The following is a 17,754-nucleotide window of genomic DNA, read 5'->3' as shown; positions in this document are numbered from 1 at the left end:
GTATGACAGATTACACTGTGGATAACGGGAGCCATCGTTGCTAAAAACAACACCCGTATATATGAAATGGCATCGAAGTTGGGCGACATGGAAACCCACCCAGGTAACTTATTTGTCACCAACTTCCCATTGTTAAACATCTCTTTAATCGAATCCTATATCAAAAGCTAGTTATGTCTCTCGAACAAATTAGTTGCGGTGAAACCGCCGATTTAATAATTGGTGCTGAAAATCAGAAAAACCGCGACTCGCAGCATCAAGCAGTGGGTGCCCTTGCCAAACGCCAAGGAACAATATCTACCTTTCTAGCTCCGCTCACTCAAGACACTTTTAAGCAAGTTGTGACTGAAGTTGAGCAAAAATTAATTATTGTCAATCAAACCCTATCGATGCTCGATTCCCAAGGGTTTGAAACAATTTTACAAGAAATGCTGCATTCAATCACCCTGAAAACAGGGGAGCTATTGGGGGCAGATCGGACGACAATATTTTTACTGGATGAGGAAAAACAAGAACTCTGGTCAATAGTTGCTGAGGGAGAAGGTAACAAATCCTTAGAAATTCGCATCCCCGCGAATAAGGGTATTGCCGGAGAAGTTGCCACAAATAGAGAAGTTATTAATATACCTTTTGATTTTTACGATGACCAGCGCTCAATCTTCGCACAGCAGCAGGAGAAGCGCACGGGATACCGTACCTACACAATGTTGGCGCTACCCTTACTTAACGACGAAGGAAAGTTGGTTGCCGTAGTTCAGTTGCTGAATAAACTAAAATCCAATCACCACCCCAACGCCCCAATCGCTGACAGAATTGATATACGTGGATTTAATCATGGTGATGAAGAACTTGTTCAAGAGTTCGCCCTATCCATCCGCTTAATTTTAGAATCATCTCGCTCTTTCTATGTCGCAACCCAAAAACAACGGGCTGCGGCTGCACTGATGAAGGCGATTAAATCCCTATCCCAAAGCAATCTCGACTTGGAAGATACCCTAAAAAGGGTGATGGATGAAGCAAAGGAGTTAATGAATGCCGATCGCAGTACTTTGTGGTTGATAGATCGGGATAAAAACGAACTCTGGACAAAAATCACCCAAGATAACGGTTCCACAAGGGAACTACGGGTACCAATGGGGAAAGGATTCGTTGGACAGGTGGCAGCTTCATGCAAAACTCTAAATATACCCTTTGATTTATACGACCATACCGACTCCGGTACAGCGAAACAACTCGACCAGCAAAATGGTTATCGTACCTGTAGTTTGCTGTGTATGCCAGTATTTAACGCCGATCGAGAGCTAATTGGTGTCACCCAGTTAGTAAATAAAAAGAAATCAGGCGAATTCCCCCCATACGACCCCAGACATTGGCCTAAAGCCCCAGAATGCTTCCAGGCAAGCTTTGACCGCAACGATGAAGACTTTATGGAAGCCTTTAATATTCAAGCTGGGGTGGCGTTGCAAAATGCACAATTGTTCAACACTGTCAAGCAGCAAGAACAAATGCAGCGCGATATTTTGCGAAGTCTATCTAATGGGGTAATTTCCACCGACAAAGCAGGTAATATCATTGCCGCGAATGAAAGTGCCATGAGCATACTTGGTTTGGATGCCGAAGATAAAATTGAAGGTAAATCAATCACAGAATTGATTGCGATTAAAGAGGGTGATTTCAGCAAGTGGTGTAATGAAGCTTTAAGTGGGGAAGATATTAAATATACCCAACAATATTACCCCGATCGCACATTAATTATGGGTGGTAAAGAAGACCATAGCATCAATTTATCGATCAATAGTATTGCCGATGCCAGCGAGAATAAGCAGGTTAGGGGTGCCCTGGTGGTCATGGAAGACATCAGTGATGAGAAACGACTCAAAAGTACCATGTACCGCTACATGACCCAGGAATTAGCGGAAGAATTGCTCAAACTCGACGATGCCAAATTGGGAGGGGATAGAAAGGAAGTTTCGATTTTATTCTCAGATATTCGCGGTTACACAACTTTAACTGAGAACCTGGAAGCGGAGGAAGTTGTGAGTATGCTCAACGAGTATTTTGAGTCAATGGTGGAAGCCGTATTTAAACACAAAGGAACCCTTGATAAATACATTGGTGATGCCATCATGGCAGTATTTGGTTCCCCCCTACCCCTAGAAGAACACGCTTGGATGGCAGTACAAACAGCGTTAGAAATGCGGCAGCGTTTGCGCGATTTTAACCAACGTCGTCATAGCATGAATAAACCCAGAATTGATATTGGGATTGGGATTAACTCGGATACGGTAATTAGCGGTAATATTGGTTCCAGCAAACGGATGGAATTTACTGCCATCGGGGATGGTGTAAATTTAGGTTCGCGATTGGAAAGCATCACCAAGCACTACGGTTGCGACATTGTTATTAGCGACAATAGCTTCAAACCCTGCCAACAGCATATTTGGGCAAGGGAACTCGACTACATCCGCGTCAAAGGTAGAAACGAACCCGTAGCTATATACGAATTAGTTGGTTTGCGAAGCGATGCGATCGCAGGGAAAAAACTTGATGCGATCGCGCATTACCATAAAGGACGAGAATATTATCTGAATCGTCAATTTACCTTTGCCAAAGCAGAATTTAACAAAGCTGTAGAAATCGATCCCCACGATCATGCGGCAATGTTACATGTGCGACGCTGTAAACATTGGTTACAAACTCCTCCATCCGATGCAGACTGGGATGATGGTGTGTGGACTTATAAGGATAAGTGATTTCAAACTTAGGGGTTTTCTCATTGGGGGAGAAATCGGGTTTCTGGGAAAATCATACTGATTTGAGATTTCTCGTGGGGGAGAAACCCGATTTATAGAGTCATGCGATCGCTTGACTCGCGAAACAGTCGTAGCGAAAATAAGTTTGCCCTAAACTCGACCTTTACCCACCTGTACCTATAGGATTATGAAGAGATATTAACGGGAATTGGTAGATACTCTGATGCAAAAGACTATGGAGATGATTACAGAAGGGTTAGGGAGGTTGGGGTCAAATTTACAGATAAATTGGGATTTAGTAGATTTACTAAATATCGGTTCTCGCTTTGCCTTGTGGGGATTATTCTCCCTTTTACTGGTTGAAGTATTGAGGGATAGCTACCATGCATTGTGTCATCAAGTCGATTGGTTAGCCAAATGGCACAACAAACACCATGCAGCATATCGACGGGATTTATCATTGGTATCCCCCAAAGCTTATCAAGATTCCCAGTTGTACCATGACATGTTCGAGTCGGGTTTACTATTGGTAGTAGTTACACTGGTTGCCTTATTTAGTAAGCAAATTGGCTTGTGGTTGGGGGTTTTCTATGCCGGAACCTTCATGTATGCCGCCAGTATGCGCTATTTTCTGGGTACAATCGATACAGATTATGCTCACCAACCCGGAGCTTTGGACACCACACCATCAGTTTGGTGGGTAAATCGAAGTTACCATTGGCGACATCATTTTGATAATGTAAATGCTTACTATAGTGGAGTGTTTCCATTGGTAGATCGAATTTTGGGAACCGGATTATCACTTCAAGGAAAAGCGATCGCAATTACAGGAGCTTCTGGGGCATTGGGAGAAGCTTTGAGTACGGAATTGTTGAAACAGAATGCCAAAGTAATCGCATTAACCACCAATCCCGATAAATTAGCTGCGGGAAATAGTGAGAATAATCGCTTCAAAGTGCTGTCATGGGAGATTGGGAAGGAAGCGGAATTAAAAGAATGCTTTGAGAAAGTCGATATATTAATCATCAATCATGGAGTTAATGCTTATTGCGATCGCACGACTGAGGCAATTAATTCTTCCTATGAAATTAATACGTTTTCAGCACTACGATTAATTGATATATTTTCTAGTACGGTTACTGGAGCGCAATCAAAAGCAACCAAGGAAATTTGGGTAAATACCTCGGAAGCTGAAGTATCTCCGGCACTCAGTCCACTTTACGAACTAAGCAAACGAGCTTTAGGGGATATTGTCACCCTCAAACGTTTAGATGATACTTGTATAATTCGTAAGTTAATTCTCGGACCATTTAAAAGCCAGCTTAATCCCCACGGTGTGATGTCAGCTATTCAGGTTGCGAAGGGAATTATGTTTTTTGCCAAGCGTGATTTCCGAAATATTATTGTGACAATTAATCCTTTGACTTATATATTGTTTCCGATTAAGGAAGTAACTACTTGGTTGTATTATAGGATTTTTAGTAAACCGCCAAGACGCAGAGAACGCCAAGAAGAGGAAGATTAGTTGGAGAGTATTATGCGTTTGATGCCTTCTTTTAGTACGGGAACATTAAAGTTAATCAAAAGACCTAAAGAATTATTTGTTGCTTTCAAATATGCAATCACCTGAGCATGGTGAACTGGAGCCAATTGTGCGACTGTCTTCAGTTCAACTATTAACATGTCAGCGACTAAAAAATCTAATTCACCTTCCCCCACCTGATAACCCTTATACTCAATTGCGATATGAGGTTTATACCGGTGCGGGATTCCTCGCATCTGAAACTCCAACTTTAAAGCTTGATGATAAACAGACTCTAAAAAACCTGGACCTAAAACCTTGTGTACCTCAATAGCAGCACCAATCACACCATAAGCCAAACTATCAATCTCCTTATTTGGCTCTCTTCCCTTGGCGTTCTCTGCGTCTTGGCGGTAGTTCATCTTTATTTTATCCTAAAACTATATGTAATTTAATAATTCCCCTATTTTTATGCTTTATCTCAGCCACTCACCAAACCCTGTGGCAAAATTTATAGATAAAAGTAAACAAAAGTCCTTCCACATTAATGATTCCCAGCATGACCGCAACAACACCCAACAACAACATTCCCAGCATTTACGACTCCAAAGCAGCCGAAACAAAATGGCAAAAATTTTGGGAAGAAAACAACATCTACAAAGCCGATCCCAGTAAACCTGGTGAACCCTACTGCATCGTCATTCCCCCACCAAACGTCACCGGAAGCTTGCACATGGGACATGCTTTCGAGAACTCCCTAATTGATGTTTTAGTCCGCTACCACCGAATGAAGGGCAAAAACGCCCTATATCTTCCCGGAACTGACCATGCGAGTATTGCAGTCCAAAGTATCCTGGAAAAGCAACTTAAGGAAGAGAAAAAAACCCGCTACGATATTGGACGGGAAAAGTTTCTCGAACGAGCTTGGCAGTGGAAGGCTGAGTCGAAGGGCAATATTGTCGGGCAGTTGCGACGGTTAGGTGTGTCGGTGGATTGGACGCGGGAACGGTTTACACTTGATGAAGGTTTATCAGAGGCTGTTTTAGAGGCTTTTGTGAGTCTTTACGATCAAGGTTTGATTTATCGCGGTGAGTATTTGGTTAACTGGTGTCCAGAATCCCAGTCTGCGGTTTCCGATTTGGAGGTTGACCAAAAGGAAACAAATGGAAACCTGTGGCATTTCCGTTACTCCCTTACTGATGGTTCGGGATATCTGGAAGTGGCAACAACCCGTCCAGAAACTATGTTGGGTGATACTGCGATCGCGGTTAATCCTGATGACGAGCGCTATAAAAGTTTCATTGGCAAAACGGTCACTTTACCCATTATGAACCGGGAAATCCCTATTATTGCCGATGAGTTGGTTGACCCTAGTTTCGGTACTGGTTGTGTGAAGGTGACTCCAGCCCATGACCCGAATGATTTCCAAATGGGTAAGCGTCACAATTTGCCGTTTATCAATATTATGAATCGTAACGGCACGCTTAACGAAAATGCTGGGGAATTTCAAGGTCAAGACCGTTTTGTGGCTCGGAAGAATGTTGTCGCTAGGTTGGAAGCGGACGGAGTTTTGGTGAAAATAGAGGACTATAAGCATACTGTGCCTTATAGCGAACGGGGGAAGGTTCCTGTGGAGCCTTTGCTATCGACCCAGTGGTTTGTGAAGATTCGTCCCCTTGCTGATAAAACTTTGGCATGTCTCGATAACGAAAATTCACCTAATTTTGTCCCTCAGCGTTGGTCGAAGGTTTACCGCGATTGGTTGGTGAAGCTTGATGATTGGTGTATTTCCCGTCAACTTTGGTGGGGACATCAAATTCCGGCTTGGTATGCTGTGAGTGAGACGAATGGGGAAATTACTGAGACTACGCCGTTTGTAGTCGCTAAAACTGAGGCTGATGCTTGGGAAAAGGCGAAGCAACAGTTTGGTGAAGGGGTAAAGCTGGAACGGGATGCGGATGTATTGGATACATGGTTTTCGTCGGGTTTATGGTCTTTTTCGACTTTGGGCTGGTCAGAACAAACCCCGGATTTGGAGAAGTATTATCCAACGAGTGTGCTTGTTACTGGTTTTGATATCATTTTCTTCTGGGTAGCGAGAATGACAATGATGGGTTCCCACTTTACCGGGAAAATACCGTTTCAGGATGTTTACATCCACGGTTTGGTTCTCGATGAAAAGGGTAAGAAAATGTCGAAGTCGTTGAATAATGGCATTGACCCTTTATTATTGATTGAGAAGTATGGTACTGATGCGCTGCGTTTCTACTTAATTAAGGAAGTGACTGGTGCGGGGCAAAATATTCGCTTTGATTACGATCGCAAGAAAAATGAGTCGGGTTCTGTTGAAGCTGCGCGTAATTTTGCTAACAAGATATGGAACGGTTCGCGGTTTGTCATGATGAATTTGGATGGACAAACTCCAGCACAATTAGGTGTTCCTGAAGTTACGGAACTTAGCGATAAGTGGATACTTTCACGGTATAACAGAGTTATTAAACAAACTAATGAGTATATCAGTAGTTATGGGATGGGTGAAGCTGCTAATGGTTTGTATGAGTTTATTTGGGGTGATTTTTGCGACCAGTATATTGAGTTGGTAAAATCCCGATTGGCGGAGGATGCTGATGCAAGTTCCCGGAAGACGGCACAGCAAGTACTTGCGTATGTATTGGAAGGAATTTTGAAGTTGATACATCCATACATGCCGCATATTACTGAGGAGATATGGCACACTTTGACTCAGCAAGATGCTGATTCTCTGGCAAGTTTATCGCTGCAAAGGTATCCGGATGCTGATGAAAAGCAAATAAATTTAGCTTTGGAAGAAGAGTTTGATTTGTTGCTGGGTACAATTCGGACAATTCGTAATTTGCGTGCGGAAGCTGATATTAAACCTGGAATAAAGGTAGCTATTAATTTACAAACCGATAGTGCTAAGGAACAGAAAATTCTCACTGCTGGGGAAGTTTATATTCGGGATTTAGCGAAGGTTGAGAGTTTGACTATTGCTAGTGGAGGTAATGAAGCAAAAGCTAAAACTTCTACTAATCAGAAAGAATTTAAATTCAGCCAAATTAATTGGCAATTAGGCTTAAAAGTGATTGGTGGATTGTTTTTGTTGCGGATTGGCATTGCTGCGGCTGATACTCTTGATGATATACCATTGTTTGGGCAGTTTTTTGAACTTGTGGGGATTGGTTATTCTGCTTGGTTTATCAGCAAGAATCTGTTGAATACGGAAGCACGTCAGCGTTTTTTAACAGCATTATCAAGTAATGCTCAAAAATTACAAAATGAATTGCAGACAGAAATAGAAGCAACACCAAAACAGGAAGACAATGCGATCGCAGGGGTTGTTGGTACTGTTCAAGTCATTTTACCTTTAACTGGAGTTGTTGACATTGCCGCATTTAGTGCCAAACTTCAGAGAAAGGTTGATAAAATTGAAGGCGAAATCAATTCCCTTTCTGCTAGACTAAATAACTCTGGCTTTGTTAGTAACGCTGCACCAGAAGTAATTCAAAGTGTACGGGATAATGTCGCAGAAGCCGAAAAACAAGCAGAAATTTTGCGCGATCGCATTCGCAAGTTAGCATAAGATTTAGGAGTTATGAGTTGAAAAATTCATAACTCTTAAATTTCAGAACAGCTTTTAATTTCCAACTCAGAATAATCTCAATAGCGGATACATTCCTACGATTAATTTCTAACTCCTAAATTGTATCTAAAGTTATGCTGTATCTAGCCCAAGTACATAAAAACAATTTTCTCGAACAGCATCAACTGCGTTTGTTAGCGCGTCAAGAAGCTGAGAATATGTGGGTAATTATCCCTGAAGAAGCTTTTATTCTTTTGGGCAAGGGTAATTCACTAACTGAAAAGTTACTGGTTTTAGTTGAATTATCACCAACTGGTGATATCGAAAGAATTGAGGAAGCTACTAACTGGGTATTACGTTTAGTACAAGTTTACCTTTCCAGTGGAATTAGTCCCGATTATCTCCGTCAAGAAGCTGAACGTGCTGAACAATGGAGACAAAATTTAACTTTACAAAATCAAGATTTAGCTCGTCGTTCGTTAGAATTGGAAGCTCGACGCGAACAAATTCAAGCTTTAGAAGAAACTTTAAAGCGGGAGAAGGGTAGTCAGACTGAGGAAGAAGTTTAATACAAATATTTTGTTTTTAAACGCAGAGAAAGAGAGAGGTTTACGCAAAGTAACGCAGAGGAATATGGTTTTAGACTTTGGAATTACGAAGTAAAATAATACTTCCTTGTTGCTGAAGTTTTTCCCAATTAGCTTTAGCAAAAAGATTCATCAAAGGTTCTAATAAACGAGTTATTTTGATATCACGTTTTAGTCGTCGTGACTCTTTCCAAGCTGATATAGATTCAGTAACTTGCCAACCATATTGTTTAAAAAAGTTTGCTCCTTGTTTAGGTGCAAATAATAGGGTTCTGTTGCCACTTGCGAAATATTGGTCAAATATTTTGCGAGTATAAATATTATCATAATTCTCTAAAGTCTCTGCTGATTCTAATTCAAATAACCACCAAATAAACTTTGATTGCGATTTGATATCAGATGCGATCGCAGCAACTTCAATCTCTGGTAAGTATGACAAAAAACCTTCTGAAATTACAAGTACTTGTTTGGCATTTTTACTAATGTCAGAAAATAAGTTCTTTCGTAAATGAGTATCTGTAATATCTAATTTAATTCTTTCGAGGGAACATACAGGTATGATATTTTGAAGTTTCTGTTCTTTCTCCACAATAATATCGGGAAAATCAACCTCAATCCAATGTAGAGAATTCGGTAAATCTAAACGATATGGACGAGTATCTAACCCAGCAGCTAAATTTAAAACCGTGTCTATCTTTTGGGATTGAACTAACTTTTCAATTTGCTCATCTATTAAACGGGTACGAAGTGCGATCGCATTGGTAATTTTCTCTTTTTCTCCTAATATTTCAACTAACATTGCTCCTTTACTACCTGCTAATAAAGCTGCATATTTATCTTTAAATAGGGAATCTGGACGTTCTGTTTCTAAAGCACGGTACATTGCAACTAAGTAAGCTGTATCTGCGATATTTTTCATTGAGTAAATAATAAAACGATAAGAATAATTTGTAATATCTTTTTATTATTACTGCTTTACTAAAACTATTTCAGGATATCTTTATCACTTTTATCAGGATTTTTGATTTTGACATCTTAGAGGTTGTTTGAAAAGTAACTATGTATGTCATGTTGAATGCAGCGTAGCGGAATGAAACATCTCAGTATCTGCCTAAAACCCTTGATTCTACCCTGCGGGTAGACACGGAGTGGCTTCTGAAAGTACGCTAAAAGCTTAGCTTGCTTCTCCGTTTCGGAGTACGCTCCACTTCGTTTCGCTCAGAATGACAAATTATACCTTCCCCGACTTTTCAAATATCCTCTTAAACTGGATTCAGCATTAACTCCTCAGATGATTTCATGAAACTTTTTGCTTCAGTTAAATGCTTTAATAATGTAGACTGTGGTAATGCACCTTGCAAATGATGCCAAGGTAAAATCTGCTCGCTTTCCCATTCATCATAAACGTAAAAACTCAAATCAGGAATTTGTCCCTTCAACTCTTTAAAAGCACGTTTGTAACTACCTAAAGAATCACCGAAATCTCGCGTTAATTCTAATAGCTTAAAAAGTCTTCTATCCCCACGGGATAATAAAGTCTGAATAATCGACCAATTATAACTTTCGGGACGAAAATCAATCCCTTGTGGTTTTAATTGCTTTTGTAAAATTTGTAATCTTTTCTCAGCTTGTTTATTCACACCATACCATTGAAAAGGTGTATGTGACTTGGGAACAAAAGTACTGCAACCAAATGTTAACCTTAACCCAGGAGCAGCTTTTTTAATTGTTTTCATCATCCCTACAGTGGCATCTAAATCTTCTGCTTCTTCACCTGGTATTCCCACCATTCCATATAATTTTAACCCAGATAATCCACCAGCTTTAGCATTAATTGCAGCTTTGATAATATCATCTTGTTCCAATTTCTTATTAATAATTTTACGTACTTTCTCCGAACCGCTTTCAACCGCAATTGTTAAGGATTTGGTATCACGTTGTGCGAGAGTTCTTGCTAATTCCTCTGTCACAGTATTTGTTCGCACAGAAGAAATACTTAAGCGAACATTATCGTATTTTGGCTGATTAATATAATCAAGTAAATCATGAAATTCAGGATGTTGAGTAACAGAAGCACCCAATAAACCCAAACGATTTGTGACTTCTAAACCGCGTTCAATTGCTGGAATTAATGAAGCTTCTAAACTCGCTGTTCTAAAGGGTAATGTGAGATAACTTGCCAAGCAAAAACGGCACATTTCCGGACAACTTCGCACCACTTCCACCATGAAAATATTTTCCCATGCGGCTTTTTCTGTAACTACTGTGGAAGCAGATAAGGTATTTCCACGATAGGTTTGTTTTTGAACAACAGCAGGTATTTCTGATGAAATTGGTTGAATGGATTTAATCGCACCATCTAAGCTGTGATATTCGACTTTGTAAAGACTAGGAACGTAAATACCAGGAACTTGTGCAAGTGCTTTTAATTGAGTTTGCTTATCGGCATTTCTAACTTCTTTATAAGCATCAATAAAATTACCTAACAGGTTTTCACCATCCCCTAAAAGGATGACATCAAAAAAATCTGCGAATGGTTCGGGATTTGCAGTTAAAACAGTTCCACCACCAAAAACGATTGGGTGATTATGATTGCGGATATGGGCACGAATGGGAATATTTAAAGATTCGAGTAAATTCCAAATATTCACATAATCTAATTCCCAAGATACGGAGAAACCTAATATTTCTGCTTGTCTGGGAAGTGTTTCACTAATGTCAGTAAATAAACGACTTACTTCTAAATCCTCTCGCATTGCTAATGTTGACCAAACTACTTGGAAACCAAGACTAGTAATCCCAACTGTATACTCATTTGGAAAGGCAAAAATTAGCGGGATTGCATCATATTTGGGAGTTGCAGGAGTGAATAAAAGATGTTCTGATGAAAATAAAGAAGATGACATTTGATTTTGGATTTTAGATTTTATTAGAAACTTTATTAGAAACTTTATTAGAAACCTGGTTTCTCCCCAACAGCAAATCTCACATTAGCACGATAAAACTAGAAACCGGGTTTCTCCCAACAAGCCAAAACCCCAATAAACCTACATTTTATTTGATGACGGCAGAAACCTGGTTTCTACAGTTGTTGTATTAATAATAGTCATATTTGAAAAAGAGAGAAACTCAATTTATTTAATGATTAATCATGTTAAGAAATCTGAATTAAATAAAAGACAGATTTAGATTGTATAAATTAACGTTGGGTTACGCAGAGCCTCCACCCAACCTACAAAAGATTGTATATCAATAAATCCTCGTTCCTAAGTGATGATTTTCGCTGCCACATACCTAATTCTAATATTAAGTCATCAATAGTACCCTTTAGTGTACCGAATATTTTCCGAAATGCTTGCGATCGCACTTGATTCCATAGGTAGAAAGTCACACAGGGAAAATTTAAGGTAAAAATTTATGCAAGCAACTACAACAAATGACCCCACACTCAAACTTGGTGCTAGTGGTGCAAAAGTCAAAGAATTACAAGAACTTTTAAACAAACGTGTTCCCAAATCCAATGCGGTTAACCTTGATGGGGTATTTGGAGCAAAAACAGAAGTAGCAGTTAAAACAGTTCAATATCAATTTTTACTCAAACGAGATGGTATTGCTGGTTCTCTAACTTGGAAATCTCTACGTGCAAATGCCCCCATCGATAAGCCAACTTTGAAACGTGGTGACAATGGAGAACAGGTTTCCATCGTCCAAGAAGTTCTTAAAAATGGTGGATATTACAAAGGTAGAATTGATGGCGATTTTGGTGCGGGAACTGATACCGCAGTTAAAGCTCTCCAAAAAGATAAAAAATTGAAAGTCGATGGTGTTATTGGTCAAATCACATGGAAAGCATTAAGCGATTTGGCTACTTTCCTTACCGTTGATTAATTTCAGATTTCCTTCACATTACACACATTACCCCCGTTATTTGCGGGGTTTTTTATTTGATTTCGTTTATCCAAAATCCAAAATCGTTCGTTAAATAAATGAGGGCAAACAACCGTTTGCCCCTACGGGGATTATATGTTTATCTGAAATATAACTATGCTCTGGCGAGTAATGGTGCAGCCCCTAGTAGCTTCTTGGTATACTCATGTTGGGGATTTTTGAAGATTTCCTTGGTATTGCCGAGTTCGACGATTTTACCACCATTCATGACGGCAATACGATCGCACAAAAATCTCGCTAACCACAAATCATGGGTAATAAATAAGTACGTCAATTCAAATTCGTCTTTTAATTCCAACATCAAATCTAATACCTGTGACTGGACACTGGCATCCAACATGCTCACGGGTTCATCGCAAATCAGCAGTTTGGGACGGGTAATTAAGGCACGAGCAATGGCTACGCGCTGCTGTTGTCCCCCGGATAGTTCTGATGCGTAACGTTGGTAGTAGGTCTCGGCAGGCACTAATCCGACCCTTTCTAACATTGCCAAAACTTGCTGTTTCGCTTCCTCCGGTGTAGCAATTTCATGAATTAATAAAGGATCGCCTATATTTTGACCTACAGACATGGCAGGATTTAAACATGCATGGGGGTCTTGAAATACCATTTGCATTTGTCGTCGTTGCTGACGCATGTCTTGACGGGACAAATTGGTTAATTCTGTACCCAAAAATTCGACTTTGCCACCAGTGGGAGGAATTAACTGTAAAATTGTCCGTGATAGGGTACTTTTGCCGCAACCCGACTCACCAACAAGTCCGAGAATTTCCCCTTGATATAATTCCAGATTAATCCCATCTACCGCTTTAATTGTTTGTCCTTCACCTTTAAATAAACGTTCGATAAAATTCGGTTCGATCGCATAATGTTGTTGAAGTTCTTTAACCCGAAGAATCGCATTCCCCGTAGGGGTCAACGGCTGTTGACCTTCCAATTGTCCAGAAGAAGAGGGCAAACAATCGTTTGCCCCTACGTCATCAATCGATTGGATATGTAATGCAGCTTTGAGCAATGATTGGGTATATTCGTGTTGGGGATGGCGAAAAACCGTATCCGTAGAACCTGTTTCCACCATTTTACCGAAATACATCACCCCAATGCGATCGCAATATTCGGCAACCATTGCTAAGTCGTGGGAAATCAGCAACAATGCCATATTTTCATCACTACAAAGTCGGGTAAGCTCCTGCAAAATCTGTGCTGAAACCGTCACATCCAAACTCGTTGTCGGTTCATCGGCAATAATTAACTTCGGATTTAGCATCAAAGCTAATGCGATCGCAACCCGTTGACGCATCCCCCCACTAAACTCATGGGGATACTGATTCCATCGATTCGCGGGAATATTTACCTTTGCCAGTGTTGCGATCGCTTTATCCTTGGCATCCTTTTTTGATAATTCTGGTGCATGGGCTTTGAGTGTCTCTAAACAATGATTCCCAATAGTCATCAATGGATCGAGTCTCGTCATTGGGTCTTGAAACACCAGTGCTGCCACCTCACCCCGGAATTTACGCATCTCGTTAGGGGTTAAATCTAATACAGATTTACCTTGGAAATTAATCTTTCCCTCAATCCGCGAATTTCCTGGAAGCAAACGCATCACAGCACGTCCCAGCGTTGACTTCCCGCAACCCGACTCACCCACCAAGCCCATCCGTTCCCCTGGCTGTAGCGAAAAGGACATATCATCAACAGCCCAGCTAGCTTCTTCGTTGCTACGTTGGGGGTAAGCTATGCGTAAGTTTTCAACGCTAAATAGTGATTCTGTCATATTTGGTTAATGGTAATGGGGTAATAGTAATTAGGAAATAGCTCAAATGTACACGGTTATGACAACAAACCAGAAATTTATCTGCGGTTTCCGAAGTCATGTATCAATGTAATTTTTAAAATACTGTATCAGATTAGACTACAGATGTCTGATAATTGAGAAGGTACGAAACCATATCCACAAAATAAGCGATGTCTACGACGGGCTAAACCTACGCACTTGACTTTCAAGACTGTCTCTACAAAAATAGCGATACCTACGGTAAGCTACGCTAACGCACTTACACAAAAAAACATCACACGCTCATCAACCATGAGGAGCGATCGCACTTGACTTTCAAGACAGTCTCTACAAAAATAGCGATCGCACTACATTCTGATACAATCAGAAAATAAATAAGGTTCTTCAGTACTTGTTATGCTAAACTAACAATTAAAATGCCAATTTAATAAGCACCTAATTCGGAAGTTATCAAAGTTTCTAAATCCATATGCCGAACGTTTAATTAGCTTGAGTTTGTTATTAATGCCTTCAACAACACCACTAGTAGTGCCATTATCAAAGTAAGCAATAATTTCATCAAACCAACGAATAATAGTATTGTTACTATTTGGGAAGTGTTTTTTAGCTCTTGATAACCACATACCTAGTTTAAAGACTCCCGTATACCAATCATTAGTCTTATTAAAAATTTTTCTAAATTTTTCTTTTAGTTCATGCATTACTTTCAGAATAGGAGATACATTTTTAACTTGAATAAGCTTGTTTACTTGTTCCTCACTTAAGCTATCTTCGTTCTTAAGTAGAGGATATTTACTATTCTTTAGTCCTTCTAAAATTTGTTCATATTCATATTTTTTAGATGCTGAATTTACTTTCTTAATTAGCTCTTCAATATTTCGTTTTTCTTTTTTTCTTTGTGTATCTAATTCTTTATTTATCTGTGTCATCACATGAAATCTATCTGCGACTACTTGAGCATTTGGCATTAATTCTGTTACTAAACTTTTATATCCCTGCCATAAATCTATACTTACTTCTTCGATTTTGTCTAAAACCTCAGAACCCCATTCTATAAGGATTTTCTTTATTACTTCTTGTGTACGTCCACTTAAAATTGCAATTAGTTGAGATGTATCTAAATCTATTAGTACTGCACAGTAGTTACCTTTGCCTTTAATCAGAGCTATTTCATCTAGTCCAAGTCTTTTTAGATTCAAAGGTTTTAAATTAGGTAATACTTCAGATGCGTCTTTTAACATCCGTTCTATTTCTTCTGTTGTCACTATACCTTTCGAGGCTACACTCTGAATATCAGAATCTAAAACTTCTTTTATTGTCTTATGTGCAAGTCTATTTGTATAAGTTCTTTTTTTTCTTACAAAATCTAGGTCTTCACTAAATGGTTTTTTACATGTTTCACATTTGAACTGTCGTCTATTGATTTCTAAAAATACTGGTTTATCCCCAAAAGGTAAGTCTTTAACAATATGCCGATGATTTTGATGTAATTTCTCACTTTTTGTCCCACACCTTGGGCAAATACTGGATAGTTTTTTTGATCCGATTTGTAAAATTATTCCAATCCCATCGTGAAGGCTATGTGATATAACTTTTATATCTTCTAAATCAAGAAGTTCTGTTAGAATTTTAATATCTATGAGTGCTAGCCATAACTGTAATTTTACAAAAAATACTCTGAATTATATTTACAGTTAACAAGAAATATTTCCTACATGTCAATATCTACAGTACTTACATCATATTATTGATACATTTTTTAACATTAATTAGTAGCTTTTGCCCATAATTTAGCATAACAAGTACTGAAGAGCCGATATTTTTGTGATTTAAAGAATCTTTATTTTCTCAATATCATATGTTGGGTGTTCGGTTACACAAAGTCTCCACCCAACCTACAGGAGATTGCGATCGCACTATCCTTTTGAAAATCTTCTCATTGAGGATTAGTGTGATTCGTAACCCAGTATTGTAGGTTGGGTGGAAACGCACAAGAGATATTTGCAGCGATATGAAAAATCTAGATTTGCGTTGTAACCCAACATTTTATAACTTGTTTGAAGCTTCTCTTAATCGTTGAATTTAGATATTTTTGTGATTTAAAGAATCTTTATTTTCTCAATATCATATGTTGGGTTACCCAAAGCCTCCACCCAACCTTGTATCTTAGAAATAGTAGTAGACCGTCCCAACTTTGGTCATAATAGACCGCTTTGTAGCATGGGTCACTACAACAATCTCCATGACAGAACTCGAACAGTCGCCAGGGTCAAAGCTTTAAACACTGATTTTAAAGTATACAGTCCGCATCGGGCAAGGATGAGTGAAATCAAGGGAATGAATTTAAAGCAGGGTAGATTACAATTTTTGAGAGTTACAAATGGAAAATATCTCGAATTGGGTAGGTATTGATGTAAGTAAAGCAACTCTTGATGTCTATATTCGTCCAATTGGAAAAGCGTTAAAAGTTGCGAATAGTGAGTCAGAAATAGCAGTTTTAGTCGAAAAACTCAAGCTATACGATTTAAATGTAATCGTAATTGAAGCCACAGGGGGATTAAAAACTGAGCTTATAATTCAACTACAAGCAGCACTTTTACCAGTTGCGTTAATTAATCCACGTCAAGGACGAGATTTTGCTAAAGCCACTGGTAAATTAGCAAAAACCGACGCAATTGATGCACAAATATTAGCACACTTTGGGGAAGCAATGAAGCCTCAAGTGTTGGCAGTTGAATCAGAATCAGCACGCCAACTGTCAGAATTAATTAGTCGAAGACGACAATTAGTCGAGATGCAAACGGCTGAAAAAAATCGAAGTTCCCGCGCTCGTGGTAAAGCATTGATAGATGTTGAGGAGCATATTAAACAACTTGATGAACGTCTGGAAAAAATAAATCACGAAATTGAGCAACTGACTCAAAATAATCAACAATGGATTGATAAAGCTAATTTGCTCAAAACTACTCCTGGCATTGGTCAAGTCATTTCTACAACCCTTGTTTCTGATTTACCAGAACTTGGTAAGCTAACTGCCAAACAAATCTCTCGTTTAGTTGGTGTTGCACCAATTAATCATGATAGTGGTGAAGCAGTGCGTTCCTGTCGCCTTGCGTCGGAAAGCAACTGCTGAACCCGTAGGGTCAACATAAAGGTAAGCGTATGATTAATGGTGGTCGTGCCCATGTTCGTGCAACTCTTTATATGGGAGCGATTGTTGCAATGCGATATAACCCTATTATCAAAGCTTTTTATGAGCGCTTAGTTGAGCGTGGTAAACCAAAAAAACTTGCTATTACTGCTTGTGTCCATAAAATGCTTGTGATTCTTAATGCTATGGTTCGAGACAACAAGCCTTGGTCTGTTGAACAAGATTTACAATCTAACTGTAGCGTTTAATTTTTCATTCGCAAGCTTTATTTTCAACTCAATTTTGACCCTCATGAATGCTGGGTTTAAAAGTCGTGTTTTTTTTGATTATTTGTTTTGCCTCCACGAGTAAACAGAGAGACTGGGGGAAATTCGGTGGCGAAGCGGAGTGCCAG

The 17,754-nt window shown here is 39.3% G+C and carries 11 protein-coding genes and 1 pseudogene; 6 read left to right on the top strand and 6 right to left on the bottom strand.

Going from position 1 to position 17,754, the window contains the following annotated elements; all coding sequences use genetic code 11:
• Positions 1-173 precede the first annotated feature (173 nt).
• Both CK510_RS08545 and CK510_RS08540 read left to right on the top strand, forming a co-directional pair.
• A complete protein-coding gene (locus tag CK510_RS08545; RefSeq protein WP_095721299.1) occupies positions 174-2,753 on the top strand; it encodes a GAF domain-containing protein in 2,580 nt (859 codons plus the stop codon).
• Between the two features lie 223 nt (positions 2,754-2,976).
• Positions 2,977-4,278, top strand: coding sequence for a bifunctional sterol desaturase/short chain dehydrogenase (locus CK510_RS08540; protein ID WP_245911958.1), 1,302 nt, complete (start codon positions 2,977-2,979; stop codon positions 4,276-4,278).
• On the opposite strand, the gene CK510_RS08535 is transcribed toward CK510_RS08540, so the two are convergent.
• Positions 4,275-4,703 (bottom strand): GxxExxY protein, encoded by a 429-nt coding sequence (locus CK510_RS08535; RefSeq protein ID WP_095721298.1) that lies wholly within the window; start codon positions 4,701-4,703, stop codon positions 4,275-4,277. The two genes, CK510_RS08540 and CK510_RS08535, sit on opposite strands and share 4 nt — an antisense overlap.
• Positions 4,704-4,834: 131 nt before the next feature.
• Between CK510_RS08535 and CK510_RS08530 the strand changes: the two genes are divergently transcribed.
• Complete coding sequence (locus tag CK510_RS08530) at positions 4,835-7,876, top strand: valine--tRNA ligase (protein ID WP_095721300.1); 3,042 nt, start codon at positions 4,835-4,837, stop codon at positions 7,874-7,876.
• A 134-nt stretch (positions 7,877-8,010) separates the two neighbouring features.
• A complete protein-coding gene (locus CK510_RS08525) occupies positions 8,011-8,445 on the top strand; it encodes an HmpF-related protein (protein WP_095721297.1) in 435 nt (144 codons plus the stop codon).
• Between the two features lie 70 nt (positions 8,446-8,515).
• Here CK510_RS08525 and CK510_RS08520 read toward each other — a convergent pair whose 3' ends face one another.
• The 3 genes from CK510_RS08520 to CK510_RS31620 all read right to left on the bottom strand — a co-directional run bounded on the left by CK510_RS08520 (position 8,516) and on the right by CK510_RS31620 (position 11,854).
• Positions 8,516-9,382: a class I SAM-dependent methyltransferase gene (locus CK510_RS08520; protein WP_095721296.1), complete on the bottom strand. Its 867-nt coding sequence runs from the start codon at positions 9,380-9,382 to the stop codon at positions 8,516-8,518.
• Between the two features lie 343 nt (positions 9,383-9,725).
• A complete protein-coding gene (locus tag CK510_RS08515; protein ID WP_095721295.1) occupies positions 9,726-11,369 on the bottom strand; it encodes a B12-binding domain-containing radical SAM protein in 1,644 nt (547 codons plus the stop codon).
• A gap of 326 nt (positions 11,370-11,695) precedes the next feature.
• Positions 11,696-11,854 (bottom strand): hypothetical protein, encoded by a 159-nt coding sequence (locus CK510_RS31620; RefSeq protein ID WP_158224864.1) that lies wholly within the window; start codon positions 11,852-11,854, stop codon positions 11,696-11,698.
• 26 nt (positions 11,855-11,880) lie between these two features.
• On the opposite strand from CK510_RS31620, the gene CK510_RS08510 reads away from it, so the two are divergent.
• On the top strand, positions 11,881-12,351 hold the full coding sequence (locus CK510_RS08510) for a peptidoglycan-binding domain-containing protein (protein ID WP_095721294.1): 471 nt from the start codon (positions 11,881-11,883) through the stop codon (positions 12,349-12,351).
• 154 nt (positions 12,352-12,505) lie between these two features.
• Here CK510_RS08510 and CK510_RS08505 read toward each other — a convergent pair whose 3' ends face one another.
• Positions 12,506-14,188, bottom strand: a complete 1,683-nt coding sequence (locus CK510_RS08505) for a dipeptide ABC transporter ATP-binding protein (protein ID WP_095721293.1) — start codon at positions 14,186-14,188, stop codon at positions 12,506-12,508.
• 425 nt (positions 14,189-14,613) lie between these two features.
• A complete protein-coding gene (locus CK510_RS08500; protein WP_373695792.1) occupies positions 14,614-15,843 on the bottom strand; it encodes an ISL3 family transposase in 1,230 nt (409 codons plus the stop codon).
• A 746-nt stretch (positions 15,844-16,589) separates the two neighbouring features.
• On the opposite strand from CK510_RS08500, the pseudogene CK510_RS32625 reads away from it, so the two are divergent.
• Positions 16,590-17,608 (top strand): annotated as a pseudogene (locus tag CK510_RS32625) (IS110 family RNA-guided transposase).
• Positions 17,609-17,754: the final 146 nt, after the last annotated feature.

The organism is Brunnivagina elsteri CCALA 953 (assembly GCF_002289455.1).
Taxonomy (GTDB): Bacteria; Cyanobacteriota; Cyanobacteriia; order Cyanobacteriales; family Nostocaceae; genus Brunnivagina; species Brunnivagina elsteri.
Note: the sequence above shows the minus strand (reverse complement) of the source record. Positions and strands in the feature narration are given on the sequence as shown.

What these genes read in the sequence shown, in the direction of transcription:
- CK510_RS08545 (WP_095721299.1), top strand. Translation starts at nt 174, where the DNA reads ATGTCTCTCGAACAAATTAGTTGCGGTGAAACCGCCGATTTAATAATT.
- CK510_RS08540 (WP_245911958.1), top strand. Translation starts at nt 2,977, where the DNA reads ATGCAAAAGACTATGGAGATGATTACAGAAGGGTTAGGGAGGTTGGGG.
- CK510_RS08530 (WP_095721300.1), top strand. Translation starts at nt 4,835, where the DNA reads ATGACCGCAACAACACCCAACAACAACATTCCCAGCATTTACGACTCC.
- CK510_RS08525 (WP_095721297.1), top strand. Translation starts at nt 8,011, where the DNA reads ATGCTGTATCTAGCCCAAGTACATAAAAACAATTTTCTCGAACAGCAT.
- CK510_RS08520 (WP_095721296.1), bottom strand. Translation starts at nt 9,382, where the DNA reads ATGAAAAATATCGCAGATACAGCTTACTTAGTTGCAATGTACCGTGCT.
- CK510_RS08515 (WP_095721295.1), bottom strand. Translation starts at nt 11,369, where the DNA reads ATGTCATCTTCTTTATTTTCATCAGAACATCTTTTATTCACTCCTGCA.
- CK510_RS08510 (WP_095721294.1), top strand. Translation starts at nt 11,881, where the DNA reads ATGCAAGCAACTACAACAAATGACCCCACACTCAAACTTGGTGCTAGT.
- CK510_RS08505 (WP_095721293.1), bottom strand. Translation starts at nt 14,188, where the DNA reads ATGACAGAATCACTATTTAGCGTTGAAAACTTACGCATAGCTTACCCC.